This window comes from Paraburkholderia sp. CNPSo 3076 (assembly GCF_026343935.1).
Lineage (GTDB): Bacteria > Pseudomonadota > Gammaproteobacteria > Burkholderiales > Burkholderiaceae > Paraburkholderia > Paraburkholderia nodosa.
This window is the reverse complement of sequence record NZ_JAPMAL010000005.1, coordinates 206541-227426: the sequence shown is the minus strand read 5'-3', so window position 1 is coordinate 227426 and position 20886 is coordinate 206541. Positions and strand designations below refer to the sequence as shown.

Annotated in this window: 23 protein-coding genes and 3 pseudogenes; 14 read left to right on the top strand and 12 right to left on the bottom strand. The window is 64.6% G+C overall.

Features of this window, described 5'->3' with window-relative positions:
• Positions 1–8: 8 nt before the first annotated feature.
• The 3 genes from M3A49_RS08300 (at position 9) to M3A49_RS08290 (ending at position 2421) form a co-directional block, all read left to right on the top strand.
• Positions 9–812, top strand: coding sequence for a hypothetical protein (locus M3A49_RS08300; protein WP_254357168.1), 804 nt, complete (start codon positions 9–11; stop codon positions 810–812).
• Positions 813–974: 162 nt separating this feature from the next.
• Entirely contained in the window at positions 975–1244 is a 270-nt protein-coding gene (locus M3A49_RS08295; protein ID WP_266228259.1) for a MoaD/ThiS family protein, read from the top strand.
• Positions 1245–1302: 58 nt separating this feature from the next.
• The gene (locus tag M3A49_RS08290) at positions 1303–2421 is read left to right on the top strand and encodes a WD40/YVTN/BNR-like repeat-containing protein (RefSeq protein ID WP_266228258.1); all 1119 of its coding nucleotides are present in this window, start codon (positions 1303–1305) and stop codon (positions 2419–2421) included.
• 48 nt (positions 2422–2469) lie between these two features.
• On the opposite strand, the pseudogene M3A49_RS08285 reads toward M3A49_RS08290, so the two are convergent.
• Positions 2470–2856 (bottom strand): annotated as a pseudogene (locus M3A49_RS08285) (LysR substrate-binding domain-containing protein); the annotation flags it as partial.
• On the opposite strand from M3A49_RS08285, the pseudogene M3A49_RS08280 reads away from it, so the two are divergent.
• The 5 genes and pseudogenes from M3A49_RS08280 to M3A49_RS08260 form a co-directional block, all read left to right on the top strand.
• Positions 2823–3113, top strand: a pseudogene (locus tag M3A49_RS08280) (MlrC C-terminal domain-containing protein); the annotation flags it as partial. The pseudogenes M3A49_RS08285 and M3A49_RS08280 sit on opposite strands and share 34 nt — an antisense overlap.
• A 218-nt stretch (positions 3114–3331) precedes the next feature.
• Positions 3332–3652 carry a DUF4148 domain-containing protein gene (locus M3A49_RS08275; protein WP_266228257.1) on the top strand — a complete coding sequence of 107 codons (321 nt, stop codon included), beginning with the start codon at positions 3332–3334 and terminating at the stop codon, positions 3650–3652.
• Positions 3653–3775: 123 nt separating this feature from the next.
• The gene (locus M3A49_RS08270; RefSeq protein WP_266228256.1) at positions 3776–4177 is read left to right on the top strand and encodes a PPC domain-containing DNA-binding protein; all 402 of its coding nucleotides are present in this window, start codon (positions 3776–3778) and stop codon (positions 4175–4177) included.
• Positions 4178–4340: 163 nt separating this feature from the next.
• Positions 4341–4784: a hypothetical protein gene (locus tag M3A49_RS08265; protein WP_028203826.1), complete on the top strand. Its 444-nt coding sequence runs from the start codon at positions 4341–4343 to the stop codon at positions 4782–4784.
• An 89-nt stretch (positions 4785–4873) separates the two neighbouring features.
• Entirely contained in the window at positions 4874–6988 is a 2115-nt protein-coding gene (locus M3A49_RS08260; RefSeq protein ID WP_266228255.1) for a phosphocholine-specific phospholipase C, read from the top strand.
• Positions 6989–7069: 81 nt separating this feature from the next.
• Here M3A49_RS08260 and M3A49_RS08255 read toward each other — a convergent pair whose 3' ends face one another.
• Positions 7070–7363, bottom strand: coding sequence for a hypothetical protein (locus tag M3A49_RS08255; RefSeq protein ID WP_035512844.1), 294 nt, complete (start codon positions 7361–7363; stop codon positions 7070–7072).
• Between the two features lie 46 nt (positions 7364–7409).
• A complete protein-coding gene (locus tag M3A49_RS08250; protein ID WP_266228254.1) occupies positions 7410–7910 on the bottom strand; it encodes a Spy/CpxP family protein refolding chaperone in 501 nt (166 codons plus the stop codon).
• A 230-nt stretch (positions 7911–8140) separates the two neighbouring features.
• Here M3A49_RS08250 and M3A49_RS08245 point away from each other — a divergent pair, with 230 nt between their 5' ends.
• A complete protein-coding gene (locus M3A49_RS08245) occupies positions 8141–9415 on the top strand; it encodes a phospholipase A (RefSeq protein ID WP_266228253.1) in 1275 nt (424 codons plus the stop codon).
• A 43-nt stretch (positions 9416–9458) separates the two neighbouring features.
• Here M3A49_RS08245 and M3A49_RS08240 read toward each other — a convergent pair whose 3' ends face one another.
• The gene (locus tag M3A49_RS08240) at positions 9459–9836 is read right to left on the bottom strand and encodes a VOC family protein (protein ID WP_266228252.1); all 378 of its coding nucleotides are present in this window, start codon (positions 9834–9836) and stop codon (positions 9459–9461) included.
• Positions 9837–9985: 149 nt separating this feature from the next.
• Here M3A49_RS08240 and M3A49_RS08235 point away from each other — a divergent pair, with 149 nt between their 5' ends.
• A complete protein-coding gene (locus tag M3A49_RS08235; RefSeq protein ID WP_416338932.1) occupies positions 9986–10252 on the top strand; it encodes a DUF2934 domain-containing protein in 267 nt (88 codons plus the stop codon).
• 61 nt (positions 10253–10313) lie between these two features.
• Here M3A49_RS08235 and M3A49_RS08230 read toward each other — a convergent pair whose 3' ends face one another.
• A complete protein-coding gene (locus tag M3A49_RS08230; protein WP_254354465.1) occupies positions 10314–10577 on the bottom strand; it encodes a hypothetical protein in 264 nt (87 codons plus the stop codon).
• A 271-nt stretch (positions 10578–10848) separates the two neighbouring features.
• Here M3A49_RS08230 and M3A49_RS08225 point away from each other — a divergent pair, with 271 nt between their 5' ends.
• Positions 10849–11637, top strand: a complete 789-nt coding sequence (locus M3A49_RS08225; protein ID WP_266228251.1) for a hypothetical protein — start codon at positions 10849–10851, stop codon at positions 11635–11637.
• Positions 11638–11647: 10 nt separating this feature from the next.
• Here M3A49_RS08225 and M3A49_RS08220 read toward each other — a convergent pair whose 3' ends face one another.
• The 5 genes and pseudogenes from M3A49_RS08220 to M3A49_RS08200 form a co-directional block, all read right to left on the bottom strand.
• On the bottom strand, positions 11648–13318 hold the full coding sequence (locus M3A49_RS08220; protein WP_266228250.1) for a tannase/feruloyl esterase family alpha/beta hydrolase: 1671 nt from the start codon (positions 13316–13318) through the stop codon (positions 11648–11650).
• Positions 13315–14437: pseudogene (opgC, locus tag M3A49_RS08215) on the bottom strand (OpgC domain-containing protein). The gene M3A49_RS08220 and the pseudogene opgC overlap by 4 nt, the downstream one beginning before the upstream one ends.
• A gap of 247 nt (positions 14438–14684) precedes the next feature.
• Entirely contained in the window at positions 14685–15161 is a 477-nt protein-coding gene (locus tag M3A49_RS08210) for a VOC family protein (protein ID WP_028203835.1), read from the bottom strand.
• 99 nt (positions 15162–15260) lie between these two features.
• On the bottom strand, positions 15261–15518 hold the full coding sequence (locus tag M3A49_RS08205; RefSeq protein ID WP_266228249.1) for a hypothetical protein: 258 nt from the start codon (positions 15516–15518) through the stop codon (positions 15261–15263).
• 125 nt (positions 15519–15643) lie between these two features.
• Positions 15644–16561 (bottom strand): AraC family transcriptional regulator, encoded by a 918-nt coding sequence (locus M3A49_RS08200; RefSeq protein WP_266228300.1) that lies wholly within the window; start codon positions 16559–16561, stop codon positions 15644–15646.
• Between the two features lie 194 nt (positions 16562–16755).
• On the opposite strand from M3A49_RS08200, the gene M3A49_RS08195 reads away from it, so the two are divergent.
• On the top strand, positions 16756–17655 hold the full coding sequence (locus M3A49_RS08195; RefSeq protein WP_266228248.1) for a DMT family transporter: 900 nt from the start codon (positions 16756–16758) through the stop codon (positions 17653–17655).
• 73 nt (positions 17656–17728) lie between these two features.
• Here M3A49_RS08195 and M3A49_RS08190 read toward each other — a convergent pair whose 3' ends face one another.
• Positions 17729–18517 carry a hypothetical protein gene (locus M3A49_RS08190; RefSeq protein ID WP_266228247.1) on the bottom strand — a complete coding sequence of 263 codons (789 nt, stop codon included), beginning with the start codon at positions 18515–18517 and terminating at the stop codon, positions 17729–17731.
• A 550-nt stretch (positions 18518–19067) separates the two neighbouring features.
• On the opposite strand from M3A49_RS08190, the gene M3A49_RS08185 reads away from it, so the two are divergent.
• Complete coding sequence (locus M3A49_RS08185; RefSeq protein WP_266228246.1) at positions 19068–19457, top strand: hypothetical protein; 390 nt, start codon at positions 19068–19070, stop codon at positions 19455–19457.
• A complete protein-coding gene (locus tag M3A49_RS08180) occupies positions 19454–19720 on the top strand; it encodes a DUF3443 family protein (RefSeq protein ID WP_266228245.1) in 267 nt (88 codons plus the stop codon). The genes M3A49_RS08185 and M3A49_RS08180 overlap by 4 nt, the downstream gene beginning before the upstream one ends.
• A gap of 209 nt (positions 19721–19929) precedes the next feature.
• Here M3A49_RS08180 and M3A49_RS08175 read toward each other — a convergent pair whose 3' ends face one another.
• The gene (locus M3A49_RS08175; RefSeq protein WP_266228244.1) at positions 19930–20802 is read right to left on the bottom strand and encodes a LysR family transcriptional regulator; all 873 of its coding nucleotides are present in this window, start codon (positions 20800–20802) and stop codon (positions 19930–19932) included.
• Positions 20803–20886: the final 84 nt, after the last annotated feature.

Genomic DNA, 20886 nt, shown 5'->3' with positions numbered 1-20886 from the left:
CGCTCCTCATGGATCTTCTGCTTTTCAAACTCGTCTTTACGCCGTTGTTGCTGTTGGCCGCCAGTCTCGCTGCTCGCCGTTGGGGCGAAGCGGTTGGCGGCTTGCTCGTGGGGCTGCCGCTCACCTCGGGGCCGGTCTCGGTTTTTCTCGCGCTCGAGCACGGAGCGGCGTTCGCCGCGCAAGCCACGGCGGGTTCCCTCGTCGCAACAGCTGCGCAGGCGGCATTTTGCGTCGTCTATTGCCGGCTCGCGACGCGCGGGTGGAAGTTGGCGCTGGCGGGTGCAGGCGCGACGTTCGCTCTCGTGGCCCTCGTGCTGCAATGGAGCGCGCTGCCTGCCAACGGTCTTTATCTCTTCGCCATTCTGGCCATCGCTCTCGCGCTCAACCTGATTCCCAACAAGCCGGCAAGGACGGTGCGGTTGACGCCGCCGTGGTGGGATTTACCGTCGCGCATGATGCTCATTGCCGGCCTCGTGGTGAGCGTGACACTGATCGCGCCTTACGTCGGGCCCGAGCCGAGCGGCGTGCTCGCGTCGTTCCCGTTCATGGCGATCATCCTCGCCGTGTTCGCGCACCGTCTGATCGGCCATGAAGCGGCGCAGCAACTGATGCGCGGCATGACCACAGGACTGCTGGGTTTCGCGTCGTTCTTCTTCGTGCTGAGCCTCACGCTCACGCACTGGAACCTGCTGGCGGCCTACGGGACAGCAATTCTCTGCGTGCTCACGATCCAGGCGATCTCCCTGTACCGCATGCGTCTGCCGACACCGTGCCTGCACGGCAAGTCCAAGCCCGAAGGCAGCGCGCCGTAACGGCTGGCTTTGGATCCGGCGGGCCTGGACGGGCCACGCCGCGCGTGTTGCGCTGCACCGCGGAACTTCGGCTTCGGCGCGTGCCAACGACTCGACGCCCACGGTGGATGGCCTACACTACAGAACCGGCGGATGCGGCTACTTCCGCACCGCCGGCCCGCCATGGCGCACCTTTTCTTCGCAGCTTCGATTCAGCGGCACGTCGCGACGCCCGAGCGCGAGATCGACGCGCACACGCTTCGCGAAGCGTTCGATGCCGTGTTTGCCGAGCAGCCGCGTTTGCGCGGCTATATCCTCGACGATCAGGGCGCGTTGCGTAAGCATCTGGCGGTGTTCGTGGACGGTGTTCGGCTACGCGACCGGGAGCATTTGAGCGACGCGCTCGGCGAGCAGAGCCGGGTGTACGTCGTGCAGGCGCTGTCCGGCGGATGAGACGCAGCTTTGCATGGGACCAGAGCGCCGACTTTGGCTCGACAGGAGGGCACGCGAGATGAGCGATCGACTGCTGGTCGCAACCCGCAAGGGGTTGTTCGTTCTGGAAGCCGATGGAGAGGGCGGCTGGACAATCGGCGAACCTGAATTCGTCGGCGAGCCGGTGAGCATGGTGATGCCCGACGCGCGCGACGGCTCGCTCTATGCCGCACTCAATCTGGGCCACTTCGGCGTGAAGCTGCATCGCCGGCGTGCGGGCATGGCGGACTGGGAAGAATGCGCGGTCCCCGTCTATCCGCCACAGCCGGCCGACGACATTCAGGCCAGCGAACCGGACGCATTGGGCCGCCTGCCCGCGCCGTGGTCGCTCCAGCAGATCTGGTCGCTCGAACCGGGCGGCGCGGACGAGCCGGGCGTGCTGTGGGCGGGCACGATCCCTGGCGGCCTGTTCCGTTCCGCCGACGGCGGCGACAGCTGGGCACTCAACCGTCCGTTGTGGGACCGCCCGGAGCGGCGCGAATGGGCGGGCGGCGGCTACGACGCGCCAGGCATTCACTCGGTGATGGTCGATCCGCGCGACAGCCGGCACGTGACGGTGGGCGTGTCGTGCGGCGGCGTCTGGCAGACGGTCGACGGCGGCGCGAACTGGCGCCTCACTGCCGAAGGCATGGAAGCCGACTACATGCCGCCCGAGCGGCGCGGCGAGCCCAACGCGCAGGACCCGCACCGCGTCGTGCAATGCGCGGCGAATCCGGATGTGCTGTGGACCCAGCATCACTGCGCGATCTTCCGTTCGACCGATGGCGCGGCGCACTGGCGGCGCATAGAAGCGCAGCCGTCGAGTTTCGGTTTTGCGGTCGCTGTGCATCCGCGCGAGCCGGACACCGCGTGGTTCGTGCCGGCGCAAAAAGACCAGTACCGCGTTCCCGTGAATGGCCAGTTCGTCGTCACGCGCACGCGCGACGGCGGGCGCACGTTCGAGCGCTTCTCGAACGGCTTGCCGAGCGCACCGGCATACGACCTCGTGTACCGGCACGGACTCGACATCGACGAATCCGGCACGCGCCTCGCCATGGGCTCGACCACGGGCGCGCTCTGGACCTCGGACGACGGCGGCGAAAACTGGCGGCTCGTTTCGGCGCATTTGCCGCCGGTGTATTGCGTGCGGTTCGGGTGACGGCGCGCAGGCGCACCCGAGTTGAGCCCGCCTTTATCCCTCCGGCTGAAACATCGTCATGCGCTGCAGGATCCAGTCGAGCAACTCATGCGCGGCCGCGACGAGCGGCCGCCCCGACTTCACGAGCACGCGCGCCTTCGTGCCTTGAAAGAGCGCGTGATCGATCGGCACGGTCACGAGTTCGCCGGCCTCGATCTCGCGCGAGGCGGCAAATTCGCCGATCAGCGTCGCGAAGTTTTCCACGGCGACAAAACGCTTGAGCGCGGTAAGCGAATTCGTGGTGAGCGTCGCGCGTATCTCGATGTTTTCCGCGAACGCCAGCATGTTCGCGAGATGGCCGATGCCGAAAGTGCCCGGCATCAACGCGAGCGGCCACGCAAGCAGGTCGTCGATCGTCGCGGGCGTGCCTGCGCATCGACGGCGTGCGGATCGCGGTCAGCTCGGTCAAGATGCAGATTTTCGACCGCAATCTGTATCGCGCGGCGGGTATCCAACCGGAGCGGATGAAGATTCTGGTGAACAAGAGTTCGGTCCACTATCGCGCCGATTTCGACGCCATAGCCTCGGCGCATCTCGTGGCGAAGGCGCCTGGCCCCATGGCCGCCGACCCCGCCGATTTGCCGTGGCAACGCATCGATACGCGCCTGCGCCTGCGTCCGAACGGGGTGTCGCTGAGCGAAATGCGGGAGTAATGCGGGAGTAGGGAGGGTTTTGTATCGTTGTGTATCCACCGTGGCTACGGACAAGGAGGCTTGCAAAAGCAGGGGTTCGCGGAAACAAGCGGGATACGTGCGGGAGTTCAAATACACCCATGCCAGTCAGCGACGTCACCAGGCAGACATCGAAAAGACTGGACGCACGAGCCACGCAATCGTGGTCCGACATAACTCATTGCTTACAGGTGGATACCATGAAACTCATCAAGTCGCTGATCGTTGCCGCTGTCGTCGCCGTTCCCGTCGTCTCTTTCGCGCAGTCGGCCGAGCCGCTCACGCGCGCCCAGGTCCGCGCCGAACTGGTGCAACTCCAACAGGCCGGCTACAACCCGGCGGCCGACTACAACGACTATCCGCAGCATATCGAGGCCGCTGAAGCGAAGGTGAGTGCGCAGAATGCCGCGGCGGCATCGGCGTTCGGCGGCGTGGCGAATGGTTCGTCGGCAGCGGGCGCGGGCACGGCTTCGGCGCCTCACGACATTCCCGGCCTGGGTCCTATCTACGCGCATCCGTGATCGGTGCGTGAAGGCGCGAATTCAAGGGCGGCCCGCTTCGAGCGGGCCGTTGCCCATGTCGCGGCTTGCCTCATGCTTCGTCCCGGCCTAACCTGTGCCGGATACGACTACCCCGAGGCCAGCATGCAAATCCATCCCGTACGGCTGTCTCCCGGCGACGATCTGCGCGTCGCCGTCGAAAGCTTGCTGGGCCAGCAAGCCTCGCATGCGGCGTTCGTCATTCAGGGCGTCGGCAGCCTGAGCGTCGCGCAGTTGCGATTCGCCGGCGCCGAAACGCCGACCGAATTGCGTGGCGACCTCGAAATCCTCACGCTCGCGGGCTCGGTGTCGCCCGATGGCGCCCACCTGCACATGTCCGTCTCCGACGCGCAAGGCCGCGTGTTGGGCGGCCACGTCGCGCGCGGCTGCACCGTGCGCACCACGGCGGAACTGCTGCTAGTGCTGCTGCCCGGCCATCGTTTCTCACGAGAGCTCGATTCCTCGACCGGATACCCGGAACTGCAGATCCGCAACGCGCCAGGCTGATCCGCTTGCGCCGCCATGCGAGCGGCCTCACGCGCCGTCACAAAATTTAAAAGCGGCTTCGCTATGCTTCGGCGTTGCCTCGCCGCTGCCTGTGCTGCGCGCGAGGCCCCGCTCGGGCCGCTCCTCGAGCCGTTGTTGTGCCTCTATCTGGACGGAGACTTCGATGACGGTCGAATCCGCGCCGGCGCGCTTGCCATGGCAAGGCGCGTCGCGCAGACGTTTGAGCCTGCCCGCTGCATTCACGACGATGCGTGCGCCCGCCATGCTGCTTGCATGCGCAGCCGCACTGTGTGCGCTTGGCGCATGCAGCGCACGCGATAGCGACGCGCGCGCCGCGCTCACCACGAACGCTGTACGCGAACTCGCGCAGGCGCAGCCAGGCAGCAACCCACAGAGCCCGCCGCTCGCCAATGCATTCACGCTGGCCTCGGATGCGAGCGCATCGAATCTCCCAGATAGTGCGAACAGCATGGCAAACGCCGGCGTAGCCTTGCCCGCGAACGCCGTACGCTCGCCGGCGAAGCCACCCGCCGGCGGCAGCGCGCAAGACACACAAGCCGCGCAGATCGAACCGCTTGTCACACCTGTCATCCACACAGCCGATTGACGTACCCGGCCGCGCGGCGTTGCCGCCTGCTGCCCGTCAAGGCGGCGTGCCGTGCGTGCCTTTCTCAACCTGAAGATGGAAACCACAAGATGACCTCGAGAAGCCGCCGTGACTTTCTCCGCACCGCCGCGATGAGCGCCGGTTCGGCCACCGCCCTGACGATGCTGCCGCAGGGCATCCGCAATGCGCTCGCGATTCCCGCGAACAATCGCACGGGGAGTCTCCGCGATGTCGAGCACATCGTGATCCTCATGCAGGAGAACCGCTCGTTCGATCATTACTTCGGCACGCTGCGCGGCGTGCGCGGCTTCGGCGACACGCGCGCGATCACGCTGCCCACCGGCAAGCCGGTGTGGAACCAGCCGCTCGCGGCCGGTGCGGGCGAAGTGCTGCCGTTCCATCCCACGGCGGCCAACCTGGGCCTGCAGTTCATCCAGGATCTGCCGCACGACTGGACCACGACGCACGCCGCCTGGAACGGCGGCCGCTACGACCAGTGGGTGCCTGCCAAGGGCACGACCACGATGGCCTACCTCACGCGCGACGACATTCCGTTCCACTACCAGCTCGCCGACGCGTTCACGATTTGCGACGCGTACCACTGCTCGACGATGACCGCGACCGACCCGAACCGCTACTACATGTGGACCGGCTGGGTGGGCAACGACGGCAGCGGCGGCGGCCCGGTGATCGACAACGCGGAAGCCGGCTATGGCTGGTCCACGTATCCCGAAGTCCTGCAGAGCGCGGGCATCACGTGGAAGATCTATCAGGACGCGGGCGAAGGCCTCGACGCCAAGGGCTCATGGGGCTGGACGGGCGACAATCCGTACATCGGCAATTACGGCGACAACTCGCTCCTGTATTTCCATCAATACCAGAATGCGCAGCCCGGCAATCCGCTGTACGACCGCGCACGCACGGGCACGAACGTGCTGGCGGGCGGCGGCTATTTCGATGTGCTCAAGCAGGACGTGGCGAACAACGCGCTGCCGCAGGTCTCGTGGATCGTTGCGCCCGAGGCGTACTCGGAGCATCCGAACTGGCCCGCGAACTATGGCGCGTGGTACGTCGACCAGGTGCTGCAGATCCTCACGTCGAACCCGGACCTCTGGAGCAAGACCGTGCTGCTCGTGAACTACGACGAGAACGACGGCTTCTTCGATCACCTGGCGCCCCCGTTTCCGCCGGCTTCGAGCGCGAACGGCCTCTCGACCGTCGACACGACGAACGAAATTTTTCCGGGCAGCAGCACGTACGCGGGCGGCCCGTATGGCCTCGGACCGCGCGTGCCGATGCTCGTCGTCTCGCCGTGGTCGCGCGGCGGCTGGGTGTGCTCGGAGACGTTCGACCATACTTCCGTGATCCGCTTCATCGAGAAGCGCTTCGGTCTGCATCACGACCTGCGTGAGCCGAACATCACGCCGTGGCGCCGCGCCGTGTGCGGCGACCTCACGTCGGCATTCAACTTCGCCACGCCTAACGCGGCGATTCCCGCGCTGCCCTCCACGACGGGCTATGCGCCGCCCGACAAGCTCCGTCATCCCGACTACGTGCCGGTGCCGCCGGTCGTGGGCAGCGTGCCGAAGCAGGAAGCGGGCGTGCGCAACGCACGCGCGCTGCCGTACGAGCTGTTCGTGCGCTTCGATGCCAATGCCGGCTCGGGCGACGTCACCACGCGCTTCGTCAATTCGGGTCGCGCCGGTGCCGTGTTCCTCGTCTACACGGCGGGCAGCACCGACGCGCCGCGCACCTATACGGTCGAAGCCGGCAAGCATCTGCAGGACAAGTTCGCGATTGGCGTGAGCGGCGCATACGACTTCAGTGTGCATGGGCCGAACGGGTTTCTGCGCCGTTTCGCGGGCACGCAGGTCAAGACGGGCTGGTTCGGCGGCAACGAAACGGCGCGCCCCGAAGTGGCCGAGGGCTACGACGTGGCGAACGGCAACCTGCAACTGCGCCTCGAGAACAAGGGCGGCGCGCGCTGCCAGTTCACGATCGTCAACGCGTATGACCCGGGCACGAAGATCCAGCGCACCGTGCCCGGCGGCGACACCGAGCAGCTCTATCTCGACCTGCGCAACGCGCACGGCTGGTACGACCTGACGATCACGGTCGATAGCGATGCGACGTTCGTGCGCCGCGTTGCGGGCCACGTCGAGACGGGCCGCCCGAGCTATAGCGATCCCGCACTCGGCGCCTGATACAGCTGAGGCGTGAGGTGAGCCACGGCTTTCGCGAGCCGTGGTTTTTTTTGTTTACTGCGTAGTCGAGCAGGGGGGCCTCTAGCGCCAGCGTGGCGGCGGCGGTCCCCAGCCGGGATGCCGGACGTGTCTCGGACCCATGAAATGCGGAGGACGGTGCCACGGTGAAAAGCCGTGGCGCGAATACACGACGGGAGGCGGCCACATCGGCGCGGCGGGATGCATGAAGAATACGGGCGGCGGCGGCGCGTAGAACGCCCCCGGAATACCGATGCCCACGCCCACATTGACGTTCACACGCGCCTGTGCGGTTTGCATCGCGCACAGCGTCGTTGCGATACAAAGGAATGCAAACTTCAACACACGGAGTTTCATCGCCGATCCTCCGTCGCGAGCGCGCGTTGCCAGCGCTCGCGGCTGGTTATTTCGTGTGCGCTTCAGTGGGCCGGAAAGCGGCGTCCGCAAGCTTCTTCTGCGAGTCGGGCATGGCCGCGTAAAGTGCCGAGAAGGCATCGAGCATCGCCTTGCTGCCGTCGGCATTCGCCTGGGCGATCTGGTTCCACGATTGAAGGTTCTCCACCGCGGTTTGCTGCTGGGCACTATCGTGCCGCTGCTGAATCAGATCATCCACCGTTTTGGCGCTATTGCGCATGACGTCGGCCACTTTCGCCCACTGATCCTCTTCTGCGGGAGTAATCTTCAGTTCGGCATGCAATTCCTTCACGCGGTCGTCGACGGTTTCAACGTGATGCTGATGCGACGACGCAGCCGGAGCGCTGGCCTGCGCCCAGCACGTGGAAGTGCCGAGCAGGGCTAGCGCAAGCAGGACAGGTTTCATTGTCAGCCCTCGCGAAAAGCATTCGCCGGCAATGGCCGGCAAGTCGGAACGAACCGTTTTGATCATAGCAGCGGCGGCAAGCAATTTCGGCATCCTCTATGTAACAGCGAATAACAGGGAATAGGGCGCGATTCCCGAGTGCACCACGCTTCACTCGCAGAAAAGCATCGGCTGGATTCGCCGCGCGGCGAATCATTCTGGCGATACAAGGAGGCAACGTGGAGAGTCGAATGGCATCTTGCAGGATTTCCGCTTCCCGTTCCGAACAAGGCGTCCGGCTGCCTTGGGCAAGGCTGGCGTGCCTGACACTGGCCGTGGCCACGCTTGCGGGCTATATGCCTGCGAGCCGCGCCGCCGTGTCGATCATGCGGCCGCCGCGCGAGGCCAGGTCCGACGAGCCGCTCGTGGTGACGATCGTCTACACGGGCGACACGCCTATCGGCACCTCGGTCGACGTGCCGCGCACCCTGAGCATTACGCTCACCAACGGTGAGCAGTTGCCGAGGGCCGTGCTGCTCACGCGCGAATCCGGTGCGCCCGAGCATGTGCGGCTCGCGGCTGGCGAAATGAAGGCGGTGAGTTATCGCGCGCCCTGGCCCGAGTGGGCGCGCGGCGCCGTGCGAGTGGACGTGCCCGGCGTGGACGTCTCGCCTTCAGTGGTCCTGCTCACGCGCAAGCCGCGCGAAGCCACGGCGAATGCGCCCGCGCCAGCCCCTGCAACCGCGGCGGCCGTTGCGCCCGCATCCACCCCGCTGGCCATTGGGTCCGCCGAAGGGCCGATGGCGGGCAACGAGTCGCTCGCCGCACAAATGCCGCCTTCGACTGTGAAGCCTTCGAATTCGCTCGTGCCCGAGCTTGGCACTTTCCTGGCAGGCCGTCTTTCTTTCTACCAGCCGAATTATTTCGCGGACGGCTGGTCCTCGAGCGATGCGGATCTCGCAAGATTCCAGATCAGCATCAAATTTCGCTTTGTCTTGCCGGACGATCCGCGTTCACGCGGTTTCCTTGACAACCTCTATTTTGCCTACACGCAGACTTCGCTCTGGGATATCCGCGGGGATGAGTCGCCGTTCCACGATACGAGCTACATGCCCGCGCTTTTCTACTACCTCGAGGACACGGGGTGGCGGACCAACTGGTTCACCCGGATGGGCATCGAGTCGGGCTACGAGCACGAGTCGAACGGGACCGCCGGTCCCGGGTCGCGCGGCGTCGACATCATTTACGTGAAGCCGATCTGGGATTTCGGCGACCTCAACGCCAACCACCTGACCATCGAGCCGAAAATCTACGCCTACGAGCACATCCAGGAGACGAATGGGGATATTGCCCACTATCGCGGCTATGTCGATCTGCTGTTCAAATATGGCAGCCCTGACGGCTGGCAACTCGCGACGACCCTGAGAAAGGGCACGAGGTCGACCTATGGGAGCGTCGATGTGCAATTTACATACCCACTCGCCAAGCTATTCGGCAATGCATGGGGCGGGTATCTGTTTCTCAACTATTTCAACGGCTACGCCGAGGATCTTCTCGATTACAATCAGCACCGCTGGGCGGCGCGCATTGGTTTCGCCGTGTCGCGTTGATAGGGCGTGCGGATGTTAGGAAACACTTGTGGTCGAGCGTTGCTCAAGCCATGGATTGACCCACTACGAACCGGTGGCCATTCGGTGTGGCCACAGTGCATTCGCGCATGCCGTACGGGCGATCGACTGGAGGCTGCAGGACGATGGCCCCTTTCTGCACGATTTCCTGATGTAACGCGTTCACGTCGTCGACTTCCAGATAACCAAAGTCGCTATGGTCTCCCGTTGCCGCTGGGGACAACGCATCGGGGCAATGGCCGAGCATGATCCGTACGTCGCCCCTCGCGACGATGCGCCAGTCGGTCGAGTCGGCCCAATCCACGCGAAAGCCGAGCATGTCGCGAAAGTAGGCGGCGTTGCGCTCGAGGTCCTGGACGGCAAGGACGAAAGCGAAGGGACGTAGCGTGTTCGTTTCGGTCATGAGCGATCTTCTTCAACAGGGATTCGACGAGAGTGGCGTAAGTATGACGCACGCGTCGGGCACCGTGTTTGCTCGCTGCACAGGCAGCGCGCCATCGGCAACCCGGGCCACGCGGTTGCAGTACTGCTTACGCGCGCACATCGGAGGGAATGACCATGAATGACCAACGGGAAGAGCGCGTTCGCCGACGCGCTTATCAACTCTGGGAAGACGACGGCGCGCCGGAAGGTCGGGCGGATGAATACTGGAGCCGCGCCGAAAAACAGGTTGCCGCCGAATATGACGCAGAAGGAGAAACGTCGCGTGTCGCCAGCGATCAGGCCGGCAAGCGCCGCCTTGCCGGCGAACCCCTGCAGGAAAGCGACGCCATGCCGCCGAACGAACTGGCGCACGACAAGCGGCGCGGCGGCGGGTGAAATCACGCATGTGCCGCGCTTCAGGCCAATGGCATGCCAGCCGGCGCGATCTGTTCGCACATCAATGATGCGCGAACAGATCGTTGCGGCCCTCGTGTGACATGAATGCGCCGTGGCGCGACGTTTGCGCCACCGAGGCATTCGACGTGCCCGAGCTTTCCATCCCATAGCCGGAGTCGTCGGTGCGTTGCGTGCTGGCGTGCTGCGGGTTTGCCGGTTGCTGCATCTGTCTGGTTTGTGCCGCGGGTTCGGTGTTCTGTGCGAAGACGGCGGGGGACAATACGACGCCGATCGAGACAATAGCAGTAGCAAGTAGAAGTTTCATGATGTACGACTCCAAATAATAAAATTGATTCGGATGACTAAAAAATGTGCGGATTGCAAAAACGGTTTTGCAGACGCTCATTCGTTCTTGCGCAGTCCGATCACTACGGCGCATGTCCCCAGACTACGCAGCCAACCTTAGAGTTTGCTTATGCGCAGGCAACGGTTCGCGTTTAGCGCATCTTCAGCCGTGGTTAAGGCTTAGTTAAGCAACGGCAGCTTATAGTCCCAGGTTGTTTCGTTCCGCCCCTCATGCGGCGCAAGGAGTATTCATGTCCACCACCACGCAAAGTCTCATCGAAGATGCGGTCAGCAAGGTCCCCGCCGTGACGTTCGGCTTCTGGATCATCAAGATTGCTTGCACCACGCTCGGCGAAACCGGCGGTGACTGGGTGACGATGTCACTGAATCTGGGCTATCTGGTCGGCACGCTCATTTTTCTCGCGTGCTTCGTCGTGCTGGTTGCGGCGCAGATCCGCGCACAGCGCTTCTACCCGTGGCTCTATTGGGCGACGATCGTCGCCACGACCACGCTCGGCACGACGCTCGCCGACTTTTGCGACCGCTCGCTCGGCGTAGGCTATCCCGGCGGCGTATCGATCATTCTCCTGTTGCTCGTGGCCAGTCTCGCGATCTGGTACCGCGTGGAAGGCACGGTTTCGATCGAGAGCGTCGCGACGCCGCGCGTCGAGTGGTTTTACTGGATTACGATCCTGTTTTCGCAAACGCTCGGCACCGCGCTGGGCGACTGGGTGGCGGGCGAAGACCGCGGTGGCCTTGGCGTGGGCTACGAATACGGCGCTGCGATCTTCGGCGCGGGTCTCGTTGTCGTGGCGCTGCTGTGGTTGTGGCCGCGCGTGTCGCGCACGGCGATTTTCTGGTTCGCGTTCGTGCTCACGCGTCCGCTCGGCGCGACGCTGGGCGATCTGCTCGACAAGCCTGTCGCCGATGGTGGCCTGCACTTCAGCCGCTTTTACGCGTCCGCGCTGCTGGTGATCTTTGTCGTCGGCTGCATCGTGGTGCTGCCTCAGCGTGCCGCTAGCCGGGCGCGCGACGCGTAGCGCGCATGGGTCATTGCGGCATCACGCACGTGAAACTGGTCGCGCGATTCAGATTGCCCTTGCCCAAGTAGCGCGGAAACGCCGGGTAGCGGCACAGCGGCCGCGTGCGGCCGTTCGTGGGCTGGGCAATGTCGGTCGTGAACAGCGTTTCCGGCGCGCTGCCGCGCGTGACCCAGTCGTCGAGCGCGCCGAGCAGATCGACGGATGGAATGAACACACCGTTGCCGTGCTGATAGCCCGGCACCATGTAAAGCCGCATGAAGCTGTCCACGCGCTCTTCGCCGTAGCGCCCCACCAGCCCCTGGTAATACGCGATGGTCTGGTTCGGGCTGATGACCTCGTCGGCGAGTCCCTGCAAGGTGATGAGCTTGCCGCCTCGTGCGATGTAGCGCGACACGTCGGGATTCATCGCGCCGATCGTCGTCGACAGCGTAAAGAGCCGCTCGCGGTAACGGCCGGGATGCATCACGTCGAAGTTCGTCGAATCGAAAGTCGGGTCGTGCGTGATGAAGTATTTGAGGTAGGCATCGCCCTGCGCGTACAGGTAGCCATTGGTGACGAACCCCAGCTGGGTCAGCCGCTGTGGTGAATGCGCAAGACCCAGCATGCTCGTGAAGCGCGTGCCCTGGAAGACGTTGTAGCCGCGATACGTGTCGGTATTCCAGGCAAGCGCGTAGGGCAGGCGCAGGCCGTCGCGCAAGCTTTCCAGCGTCGCGATCTGCGGCGGCGTGAGGCAGTCGTCGGGGGCGTGCTGGCGATCCGTCTGATCCTGTGAGGAGCAACGCAGCGAGTCGATGATCTCCGGCTCTTTCGCGCGGCAGGAATCGACGTCGCTGATAAGGCCGTCCGCCGCGCCGTCGAGCGTATCGCATACCTGCATCACGCGCTCGTACACATGCTCCAGCAGTTGCGGCGACAGATAACCGCCCGGCGTGCGGTATTCGTGCTGGCCCACCACGACGCCTGTCAGGCGCACGCCCGAGAAGTTCAGCGCGGGCGAATTCGCGATCACGCCGTCGTAGTCGTCGGGATAGCGCTGGATCACGGTGTAGCCTTCGCGGCCGCCCGTCGAGCCGCCCGCGAAATACATGTGCTCCGGCGGCCGCCCATAGCCCAGCGTGATCAGTGCGAGCGCAACGTCATGCGCCTTCTTCAGATGCGCGTAGCCAAAGTTGGTCACGGCTTCTTCAAGTAGTCCGAAGTTGGCCTCCGACGACGTGCCGTTGTGGCCTGAATCGTCACCGAAGGTCGCATAGCCGCGCGCGAGCGGCGCGCGGTCGGGCGAGAAGCGCATCGGGCCGGTTCCCGTCACCACGACGCCGCTGTAGCCGCCACCGCCGAATTGCAGCGCGCGGCCGTTCCAGCGGCTCGGCAGGTTCACTTCGAAGCGGATGTCCGGCGTCCCGGCGCTCTGGGCGCGGATCACGCCGGTCAAGCGGCAGAAGTCGCCGTTGAGATTGCCTGTGGCGGTCGCGGAGATCATCGCGGCGCTCTGCACGAGCGCACCGTTGGTCGGCAGGCCGATGCTCGCGGGCGGCAGTAGCGCGCCGGCAAGGTCGGTGCAATGCAGCGGCAGCGAAGGCGTGTGCTGGGCGAAAGCGGGGCCGCTAGCGATGAGCGTGAGCGTGGCGATGGCGATCGCCTTGAGGGATTCGAGTGCGCGCGTGCCCCGTCGTATCATCCGCGGCCGGCTCCGTTGACGCGCGCACGGGCCTTCTCCTTCTGGCGCCCGAGCGTGCCGCGCCAGGCCCGGGCGAGCATGAGCGTCGCGCCGATCGCGACGATGGCGCCGGCCGGCGCCGCCACGAACGCGGCCGCACGGTGCAGCGCGTGTGGCGTGGCCGTTCCGACGATCACAGAGATCAGCGTGCCGCCGACGAAGCACACGAGCCCCGTGCGGCCCACGGTCACGACGGCGGGCACGCGCGCGGCGATCCGCGCGATCGTGCCGCGATGGACGAAATACGCCCCCACCATGGCAATGCCAATAAAGTTGACGACGCGCGCGAAGGCCAGATGCTGTTTCATTGTCCCAGGTATGGGTTGAGTCAGGACGAACCATTTAACCGCCGCGAACAGCACCACCGCGGCGAACGCGCATCGTACCAGCCAGCGCGAGGTTTGCGAGGTCTTGAAGCCGGGCGGAACCGGGTGCAGCCGGCAGAGCATGCCGAATACGAACATCAACTGCCACGCAAATGGGTTGAACGGCCAGTTCGCGAACGTGCTCGCGCCGACGAGCGCAGCCAGCAGCGGCGCGAAGGCCCAAAGCAGCAGGCTGCAGATCAGCGCGGCGAGTGGCGAGTGGCGCGCGGCGGGCGAAGGGCACGGCCGCGGGCACGCACAGCGCCAATATGACATACATTGGCAGCACGCTCGACAGATACGGCTGGCGGGCGAGCAAGACGACGTGGAAGGTTTCGCGCACTGGATGCGTGGCAAACGACGCCCAGCCGCTCAGGTCGGCGGCAGCAGGATTCAGGTGCGGGAGCGCGAGTAACGCGCCCGGGAGCAGCGTGAGCACGGCGGTCAGCAGATAGGCTCGGTAGATTTCCCAACTGCGGCGCAGGAAGCGCCCTTGCGCGGCGCTCACGCCACGGTGCGTGCGCACGGCCACAAAGGCCGCGGCCGACGCGTAGCCGCCGAGAAACACGAACACTTCGGCGGAGTCGCACAGCGCGTAAGCGTGCATCGTCAGCTGCGACAAGGCGCTGCCCGGAATGTGATCGAGCACGATCACGATCAGCACGACGCCGCGGAAAAAGTCGACTTCGATCGAACGCCCCTGGCGAGACGCCATGGTGCCCTCGCAAGCATCGCGGCGGCGCCGCTCAGGCTGGCGTCGACCGCTCGATGAATGGCCGGGCGGCGGCTCACGTATCGTCGCGCCGCCCTTGTGCGTACGAGGGCATCTCGCAGGTATCGTTCCTTGCGCGCGGTTTGCCTGGCGCTTTATGCGCCTGATATGACGCGCACGCCATGCTGGCGCCATCCGCATGCCAGCTATGCGGCAACGGGATGGCGACTGCAGGACTCCGGTGTGCTGCTTACTTTGCGGCAGCGGCGCGCTCGATTGCGGCGATGTCGATCTTGCGCATTGTCATCATCGCTTCCATCGCGCGCTTGCCGGCCTCGCGATCGGCACCGAAGACGCATTCGAGCAGGCGCTTCGGCGTGATCTGCCACGAAAATCCCCAGCGATCCTTGCACCAGCCACAGTCCGACTCCTCGCCGCCGTTGCCGACGATGGCGTTCCAGTAGCGGTCGGTCTCTTCCTGGCTGTGGGTCTCGACCATGAAGCTCACGGCCTGGTTCGCCTGGAAGTTGGGGCCGCCGTTCAGGCCCACGAAGCGCCGGCCGAGCACCGTGAATTCGACCACCAGTTCCGCCCCCGCGCCGATGCCGGGTATCGGGGAAACATGGCCAGCCCCGACATGGCTGTCCGGAAACGTCGCGGCATAGAACTCCGCCGCTTCGCGTGCTCTACCTTCATCGAACCACAGGCAAGTCACAAGCTCCGCCATCACGATCTCCTTTGACAAGGCGCCTCATTGCCGGCGCGTAGCGCCCATTGTGACAAAGCCTCGGCCGTATGGGGGATTTTTGCTGGTGGAGCATCGCGGCTAGTCGAGGCAACGTTCGATTGCGAGGGACTGGGCGGACTGGGTGCTGTGCGAATCGATCTTTCCGCTCTTCGAATGTGATTCGGACTGCGATGCAAGACACAGCGCAAGATTGGCGCGGGTGCTGTCTGGCCCGAACATGAGCGCCATGACTGCCGCAACCAGAATGGCGACGCCGCGCAAGATTGCGCGCAGAGCGGGCGACAAGGGGGCAATCGCGCTAAAGCGCGAAGTCTGTTCGACGATGGTTCTGAACATGGCGGGCTCTTTGCAGTGAACGTCGAAGGCATGACGTCACGATAGGCAGGCCCGGTAGACGCGACAAGACCCAGTGGTGCCTCAAAACATGGGGCCACGCACGGACGGGATCGAGGGACATACGACTACTTCAGGAATGCTTGACGATAGACATTCGGTGCGGCGCCGAACGCGTCGCGAAAGCGATGGCTGAAGTGGCTCGCGTTCGCGTACCCGCACTCTGCCGCAATTTGTGCGAGCGGCAGGGCGGTCGTGCGCAGCAGCAAGCGGGCCCGCTCCAGACGCTGGGCCGCGATCCACGCATGCGGCGGCAGCCCGAACGAGGCGCGAAACATGCGCGCGAGATGATACTCGGAAAGGCACGCGACATCGGCCAGTGCGCCGAGCGTCAGTGTCTCGCTCAGGTGGGCGTCGATATAGTCGCGCAGGCGCCGCCGTGTCGATACGGCGAGCCCGCCCCTGAGGGCCGCGCCTGCGCGCCGCACGCCCTGGCTGCGCAGCAGCAGGCTCAGCACTTCGTGTGCCGTTTCGTTGCTGCGCAGGAGTCCGTCTGGATCGGCCCAGTTCTCGTTGGCCAGCGCCTGGCAGAGCACGGCAATGCGCTCGTCTTCGAAATACGTGCGATCGGCCAGCGTGAGTTCGCGCGGTTCCCGGTCGAGTTCGCGCACCGCGCGCTGTGTGAAGTGCTCGGGGAGGAAATACAGATGCATGAAATGCATGTGGCCGCGCACCCACCAGCGCGATTCATGGTCGCCGGGCAGCGCGCACAGGCGGCTTGGCGCGCCGTACACGCCGGGCAGCTTCTGCCGCTCGGTGCGATAGCCGCCATCGAGATAGCACGACAGCGTGTGATGGCCCGGCCGGTCATAGACGGTTTCGGCCTCGCGCGTGACGCGCGTCCAGACAGCGGCCGCAAACTGGTCGCCTAGCCAGGCAAAGCGCTCCAGCGTCGCATTGGCCGCGCTCAGCGTGCGGCACACCGAATGCAGCCCAAAGGGCGTATCGGCGAGGGCGGGCGCGGGAAGCGGCACCTGGGCGTTCATGGTCGGGGCGGCGGGCGGCAAGTCGGAGATGGGGTCGTCAAAGCGGTTGCAAAAACAGGTTTTCAAAGTATACGCTCGCGCCCCCGCAGTTGCTGGCCGTGGCAGGGCGCAGGCAAGAAATGCGCAATTCTGGACAAGTCCGCGCCGCCCCCGTGCGCCATAGTTGGGGCATCGACTCGAGGTCCTTTCCGGCAATGAATCTTTTACTCTACGTGCTCACCGTCCTGATCTGGGGCACCACCTGGATCGCTATCAAGTGGCAGCTTGGCGTCGTGCCCGCGCCTGTCTCGATCGCCTGGCGTTTCGGGCTCGCGGCGCTCCTGGTGTTCGCGCTGCTGGGCGTGATGCGCCGCCCGATCTGGCCGCCGCGCGCGGCGTGGCGCTATCTCGTCGCCCAGGGGCTCGCGCTGTTCTGCCTCAATTTCCTGTGCTTTTACTATGCCGAGAATATCGTGCCGAGCGGGCTCGTCGCCGTGGTGTTTTCGACCGCGCCGCTGCTGAATTCGATCAACGGGCGCATTTTCATGGGCCGCCCGCTGCAACCCACCGCCGTGGGGGGCGCCGTACTGGGCCTGATCGGGATCGTCTGCCTCTTCCTGCAGCAGATGGCCGGCCATATCGGCGATCAGACCGCGTGGCTCGGGCTCGCCGTGGCGTTTCTCGGCACGCTGTGTTTTTCCACGGGCAATCTGCTGTCGAGCCGCATGCAGTCGATGGGGCTCAATCCGCTCGTCACGAATGGCTGGGCCATGCTGATCGGCACCGCGGTGCTCGTGGCCGGGAGTGCCGTTGCCGGATTGCCGTTCAGGCTCGAAATGGATGCGCGCTACCTCGGCGCGCTGGCCTGGCTCGTCGTGGCTGGATCGGTGATCGGGTTCACGGCCTATCTGACGCTGGTTGGCCGGATCGGGCCCGAGCGCGCCGCGTATTGCACGGTCTTGTTCCCGATCGTGGCGCTGGCGGTTTCGACGGTCTACGAGGGCTACCGCTGGTCCTTGCTCGCCGTCGTCGGGCTTTTGCTGGTCGTTTCTGGCAACCTCGTGGCGTTCGACCTGACGCGGCGCCTGTTCACGCGGCGCGCCCCGGCAGCGTGAGAGGCTTCAGCGGGCCGGGCTGGCCTTGAGGGTGTTGGCGTAGCGCCGGTATAGCCAGGCGGAACACGGCGCGCTAACGTAGAGCGCGCCGAAAGCGGAGAGCGCGGTCGTGGGCGCGCTGAACGTATTGAGCGTGTTGAGCGAAGCGAGGTCTTGGTGCCGCGACGCGAGTTCGTAGGCGGCCACCAGGGCCCAGGCCGCGAGCGTTGGCAGTCCGGCGCACCACTGTATGAGCCAGAGGCTCCAGCAATGCCCGCGCGTATCGGTCCAGACTTCCCGTATCCTGAGCGTGCCACCTATGGCGACATGCGTGTGCAGCAGGCTCAGCCGCGTGAGCGCGAAACAAGATGCCTCCGGCAAACAGCACGACACCTGCCCCGACGATCGCTATCAGGATGCGCGCCTCGACAGGATGCAGCACAATCGCGATTTTCGCTGTGTGAGCGAGCCCGATCATCAGCCCGACACACAGCGCCATGGCCACGCAGAGGGGCACCAGCGTCAGGCAGACGAGCAGCGGCGCGAGCATGGCCAGTCCCCAGGTGCAGCCAAGAAATCGCCAATAATTCGGCGCCGGGATCGGCTGGGCCTTCGGCGAATCATTGTCAAGCAATACGAAGCGTATGGCGTGCATGACGAGAAGCGCAAATAGCGCGCTGTCCATCAATGCGAAGACGCCCAACGGGACATAGGTGAGGAGCCGGAACGGCGGCGTGCTGTCGGGGCGCAGTCCGTTCATGACGGACGACGACAGCCACGCGTAGAGCGGGAGCAAAACCGCAAATACGGGGCGGTGGCGGAAGTATCGCCAGCCATCGCGCCATGCGCCCTTCACGCACTGACCAAATGTGATCGACTCCATTCGAACCCCTTGCGCGTTGTTTTTTGCGGTCGCCTCGAGGCGCCAGTCAGGCGCTTATGTGTTTTGCATCGTACGCCGCTGCCCGGGGCGGCCGCGTCGATTGTGACCAGCGGCGGCCCGCGAGTATGTGGGATGGCAGACCAAACCTTTCCGTGGCTGATTTAACCGAATTTCGGATGCCTTCATTCTTATTACAAAAGAGGCGGTCTTCATTAATTGATCGCTTGCGCTAAAGATTCGTCTGACGGTTGCCGATACCCTCGGATGAGCAGATAAATATGAATGCAAACACGCGGCGTGCCAGCCGCTCCGGGGTTACCGCGTCCGCCCGCGCCTGCGGGGACTGAAACGAATGCAAAACCGATGGCCTATCTGCGCGTGCAGCCCACGCCCGCGCGCGCTTTTCACCCCCGCACTCAAACCCGATGGCACGGCCACGACTCCAGCGGGCGGATAAGGCTATGGCATTGCGGAGAATGCGGAATTCGTCCATTGCGTCGCGTGGTCAGCGCCGGGGACAGGGACAAGACAAAGACGGGAGAGGCCAGTAATGAAGGTTCACGCTAGTGCGCTCACGCTGCTGCATTGGCTGGCGCAACGCGAAAGTGCGTCGGTCAGCGAAATTACTGCGTCGGGATTGATGAGTTCACGCGAAGCCTCGGATGTCGTTCGCTACGCCATGCGCAACGGCGCCGCCGAGCGCGTCAACAAGGGCGCGAGTGCGCGAGGAACCGCGCGCTACCGCTCGACCGGCGTGCCTCTGCCCGAGCCACGGACAGCACCGGCCGGCACGTCGTTCGAAGGCCTGCTGAGCGCATGGGGAATCGCTAAGGAGCCGCCCGAGCTTCCCGCGGTGCGTACGCGCGTTTATCAGATCGAAGATAACGGCCAGGATAATCGAGGCGGAGATCGCCTCGGCAAACTAAAGCTCAATGATTGAAACCGACTGCGTTCTTCCCCGACAGCACGTCGTCAGCGACGATGTGCAAGCTCGCGATCGGCTTCTACTGCCCCACTTCGACGGTGTCGCGGACGCCTTCCGTCACAGGGTTCAACGGCACCAGCGTTCCGGCTGGGCTTAGCATCGCCAACGCTCTGAGTTTGTTCGAGGACGGTGGCTTCGCGTTCGGAAACGTCGGCGGAATCATGACGGGCGTCGCCTTCGATTTCGGCATGCCGTTCTTCTATGGCCGCACTGTGTAAGTCAATTACGATCCGAACACCGACGGCAATTCTGGCGTTGCCATATCGGCCTACGTCGCCTTCTAAACCGTAGTGCCGTATCCTCCCCGCATTCGCGAGCGGCCACACTGCCGCTCGCGGATGTCCCAGGGGCATTGCGGACCGCTCGAACGGTCGCCCGCATCGCACCACCGCGCGGTCGGGCTGCTTCATCTGGCCTCGGCGCCTTGCTACCGCGCCAGCCGCTCCCGCAGAAACTCGATGAAGCGCTGCGTCTTGGCTGGCAGCAGACGCGTTTCCGTAATGGCGTAGACCGGCGTGGGCGTGCCATGCCACTGCGGCAAAATCCGCCGCAACGCTCCACTGGCCACTTCGTCGGCCACGATTTCTTCCGGCACCAGCACGATGCCCATGTCGAGCGTAGCGAGGCGGCGGATCATGCCGACGCTGTTGAGCGTGAAGCGTCCACCCACCTTCACCGTGCTCGTGCGCTTGACGTCGTGCAAGGTCCACGTGTCGGCCTTCAGGATGCCCAGGCATTCGTGCTGTTCCAGCTCGGCCGGTTTGCCAGGCTCGCCCGCGCGCTCGAGATAGCGCGGCGACGCATAAACGTACGGCGTGAGCGACGCCAGCGGACGCGCAATCAGTTGCGAGCTTTCGGACTCCCCCATGCGGATCGCCACGTCGAACGGATCGCTCACCAGATCGACGCGCCGCGGATTCAGTTCGAAATCGAAAGTGATGGCAGGGTACAGGCCGGCGAATTCGGCGATCAGGGGTGCGAGGTAAGTGACGGCGAAATCGACCGGAAACGAGGCCCGCAGCAGGCCGCTGGGCTGCGCGACCATGTCGCCTAGCTGCTCGTGCGCGAGGCGGGCTTCATCGACAATGCGCTTGCAGCGCTCGAAATAGATCTGGCCTGCTTCGGTCAACTCGATCTTGCGCGTCGTGCGATGCAGCAGGCGCAGCCCGATCGCCTTTTCGAGGCCGCTGATGCGGCGTGAAAGGGTGGAGTTCGGCATGCCCGTCGCGTCGGCGGCACTGCGAAACCCCTTGGCTTTGACGACCTCCACGAACAAGGCCATATCGTTCAGTAGTTCCACCTTGACTGCTCCATGGACGGATCAATGATATCCAAATTACCATATTTATCCCAATCGTGAAGCAGGCGATGATGCACCCATCCA

Bases quoted from the DNA above. Each gene is read 5' to 3' on its own strand.
- M3A49_RS08210 (WP_028203835.1), bottom strand. From the start codon at position 15,161: ATGGCGGAGCTTGTGACTTGCCTGTGGTTCGATGAAGGTAGAGCACGC.
- M3A49_RS08260 (WP_266228255.1), top strand. From the start codon at position 4,874: ATGACCTCGAGAAGCCGCCGTGACTTTCTCCGCACCGCCGCGATGAGC.
- M3A49_RS08295 (WP_266228259.1), top strand. From the start codon at position 975: ATGGCGCACCTTTTCTTCGCAGCTTCGATTCAGCGGCACGTCGCGACG.
- M3A49_RS08205 (WP_266228249.1), bottom strand. From the start codon at position 15,518: ATGTTCAGAACCATCGTCGAACAGACTTCGCGCTTTAGCGCGATTGCC.
- M3A49_RS08240 (WP_266228252.1), bottom strand. From the start codon at position 9,836: ATGACCGAAACGAACACGCTACGTCCCTTCGCTTTCGTCCTTGCCGTC.
- M3A49_RS08220 (WP_266228250.1), bottom strand. From the start codon at position 13,318: ATGATACGACGGGGCACGCGCGCACTCGAATCCCTCAAGGCGATCGCC.
- M3A49_RS08255 (WP_035512844.1), bottom strand. From the start codon at position 7,363: ATGAAACTCCGTGTGTTGAAGTTTGCATTCCTTTGTATCGCAACGACG.
- M3A49_RS08185 (WP_266228246.1), top strand. From the start codon at position 19,068: ATGAAGGTTCACGCTAGTGCGCTCACGCTGCTGCATTGGCTGGCGCAA.
- M3A49_RS08275 (WP_266228257.1), top strand. From the start codon at position 3,332: ATGAAACTCATCAAGTCGCTGATCGTTGCCGCTGTCGTCGCCGTTCCC.
- M3A49_RS08225 (WP_266228251.1), top strand. From the start codon at position 10,849: ATGTCCACCACCACGCAAAGTCTCATCGAAGATGCGGTCAGCAAGGTC.
- M3A49_RS08290 (WP_266228258.1), top strand. From the start codon at position 1,303: ATGAGCGATCGACTGCTGGTCGCAACCCGCAAGGGGTTGTTCGTTCTG.
- M3A49_RS08235 (WP_416338932.1), top strand. From the start codon at position 9,986: ATGACCATGAATGACCAACGGGAAGAGCGCGTTCGCCGACGCGCTTAT.
- M3A49_RS08195 (WP_266228248.1), top strand. From the start codon at position 16,756: ATGAATCTTTTACTCTACGTGCTCACCGTCCTGATCTGGGGCACCACC.
- M3A49_RS08300 (WP_254357168.1), top strand. From the start codon at position 9: ATGGATCTTCTGCTTTTCAAACTCGTCTTTACGCCGTTGTTGCTGTTG.
- M3A49_RS08265 (WP_028203826.1), top strand. From the start codon at position 4,341: ATGACGGTCGAATCCGCGCCGGCGCGCTTGCCATGGCAAGGCGCGTCG.
- M3A49_RS08230 (WP_254354465.1), bottom strand. From the start codon at position 10,577: ATGAAACTTCTACTTGCTACTGCTATTGTCTCGATCGGCGTCGTATTG.
- M3A49_RS08200 (WP_266228300.1), bottom strand. From the start codon at position 16,561: ATGAACGCCCAGGTGCCGCTTCCCGCGCCCGCCCTCGCCGATACGCCC.
- M3A49_RS08270 (WP_266228256.1), top strand. From the start codon at position 3,776: ATGCAAATCCATCCCGTACGGCTGTCTCCCGGCGACGATCTGCGCGTC.
- M3A49_RS08190 (WP_266228247.1), bottom strand. From the start codon at position 18,517: ATGGAGTCGATCACATTTGGTCAGTGCGTGAAGGGCGCATGGCGCGAT.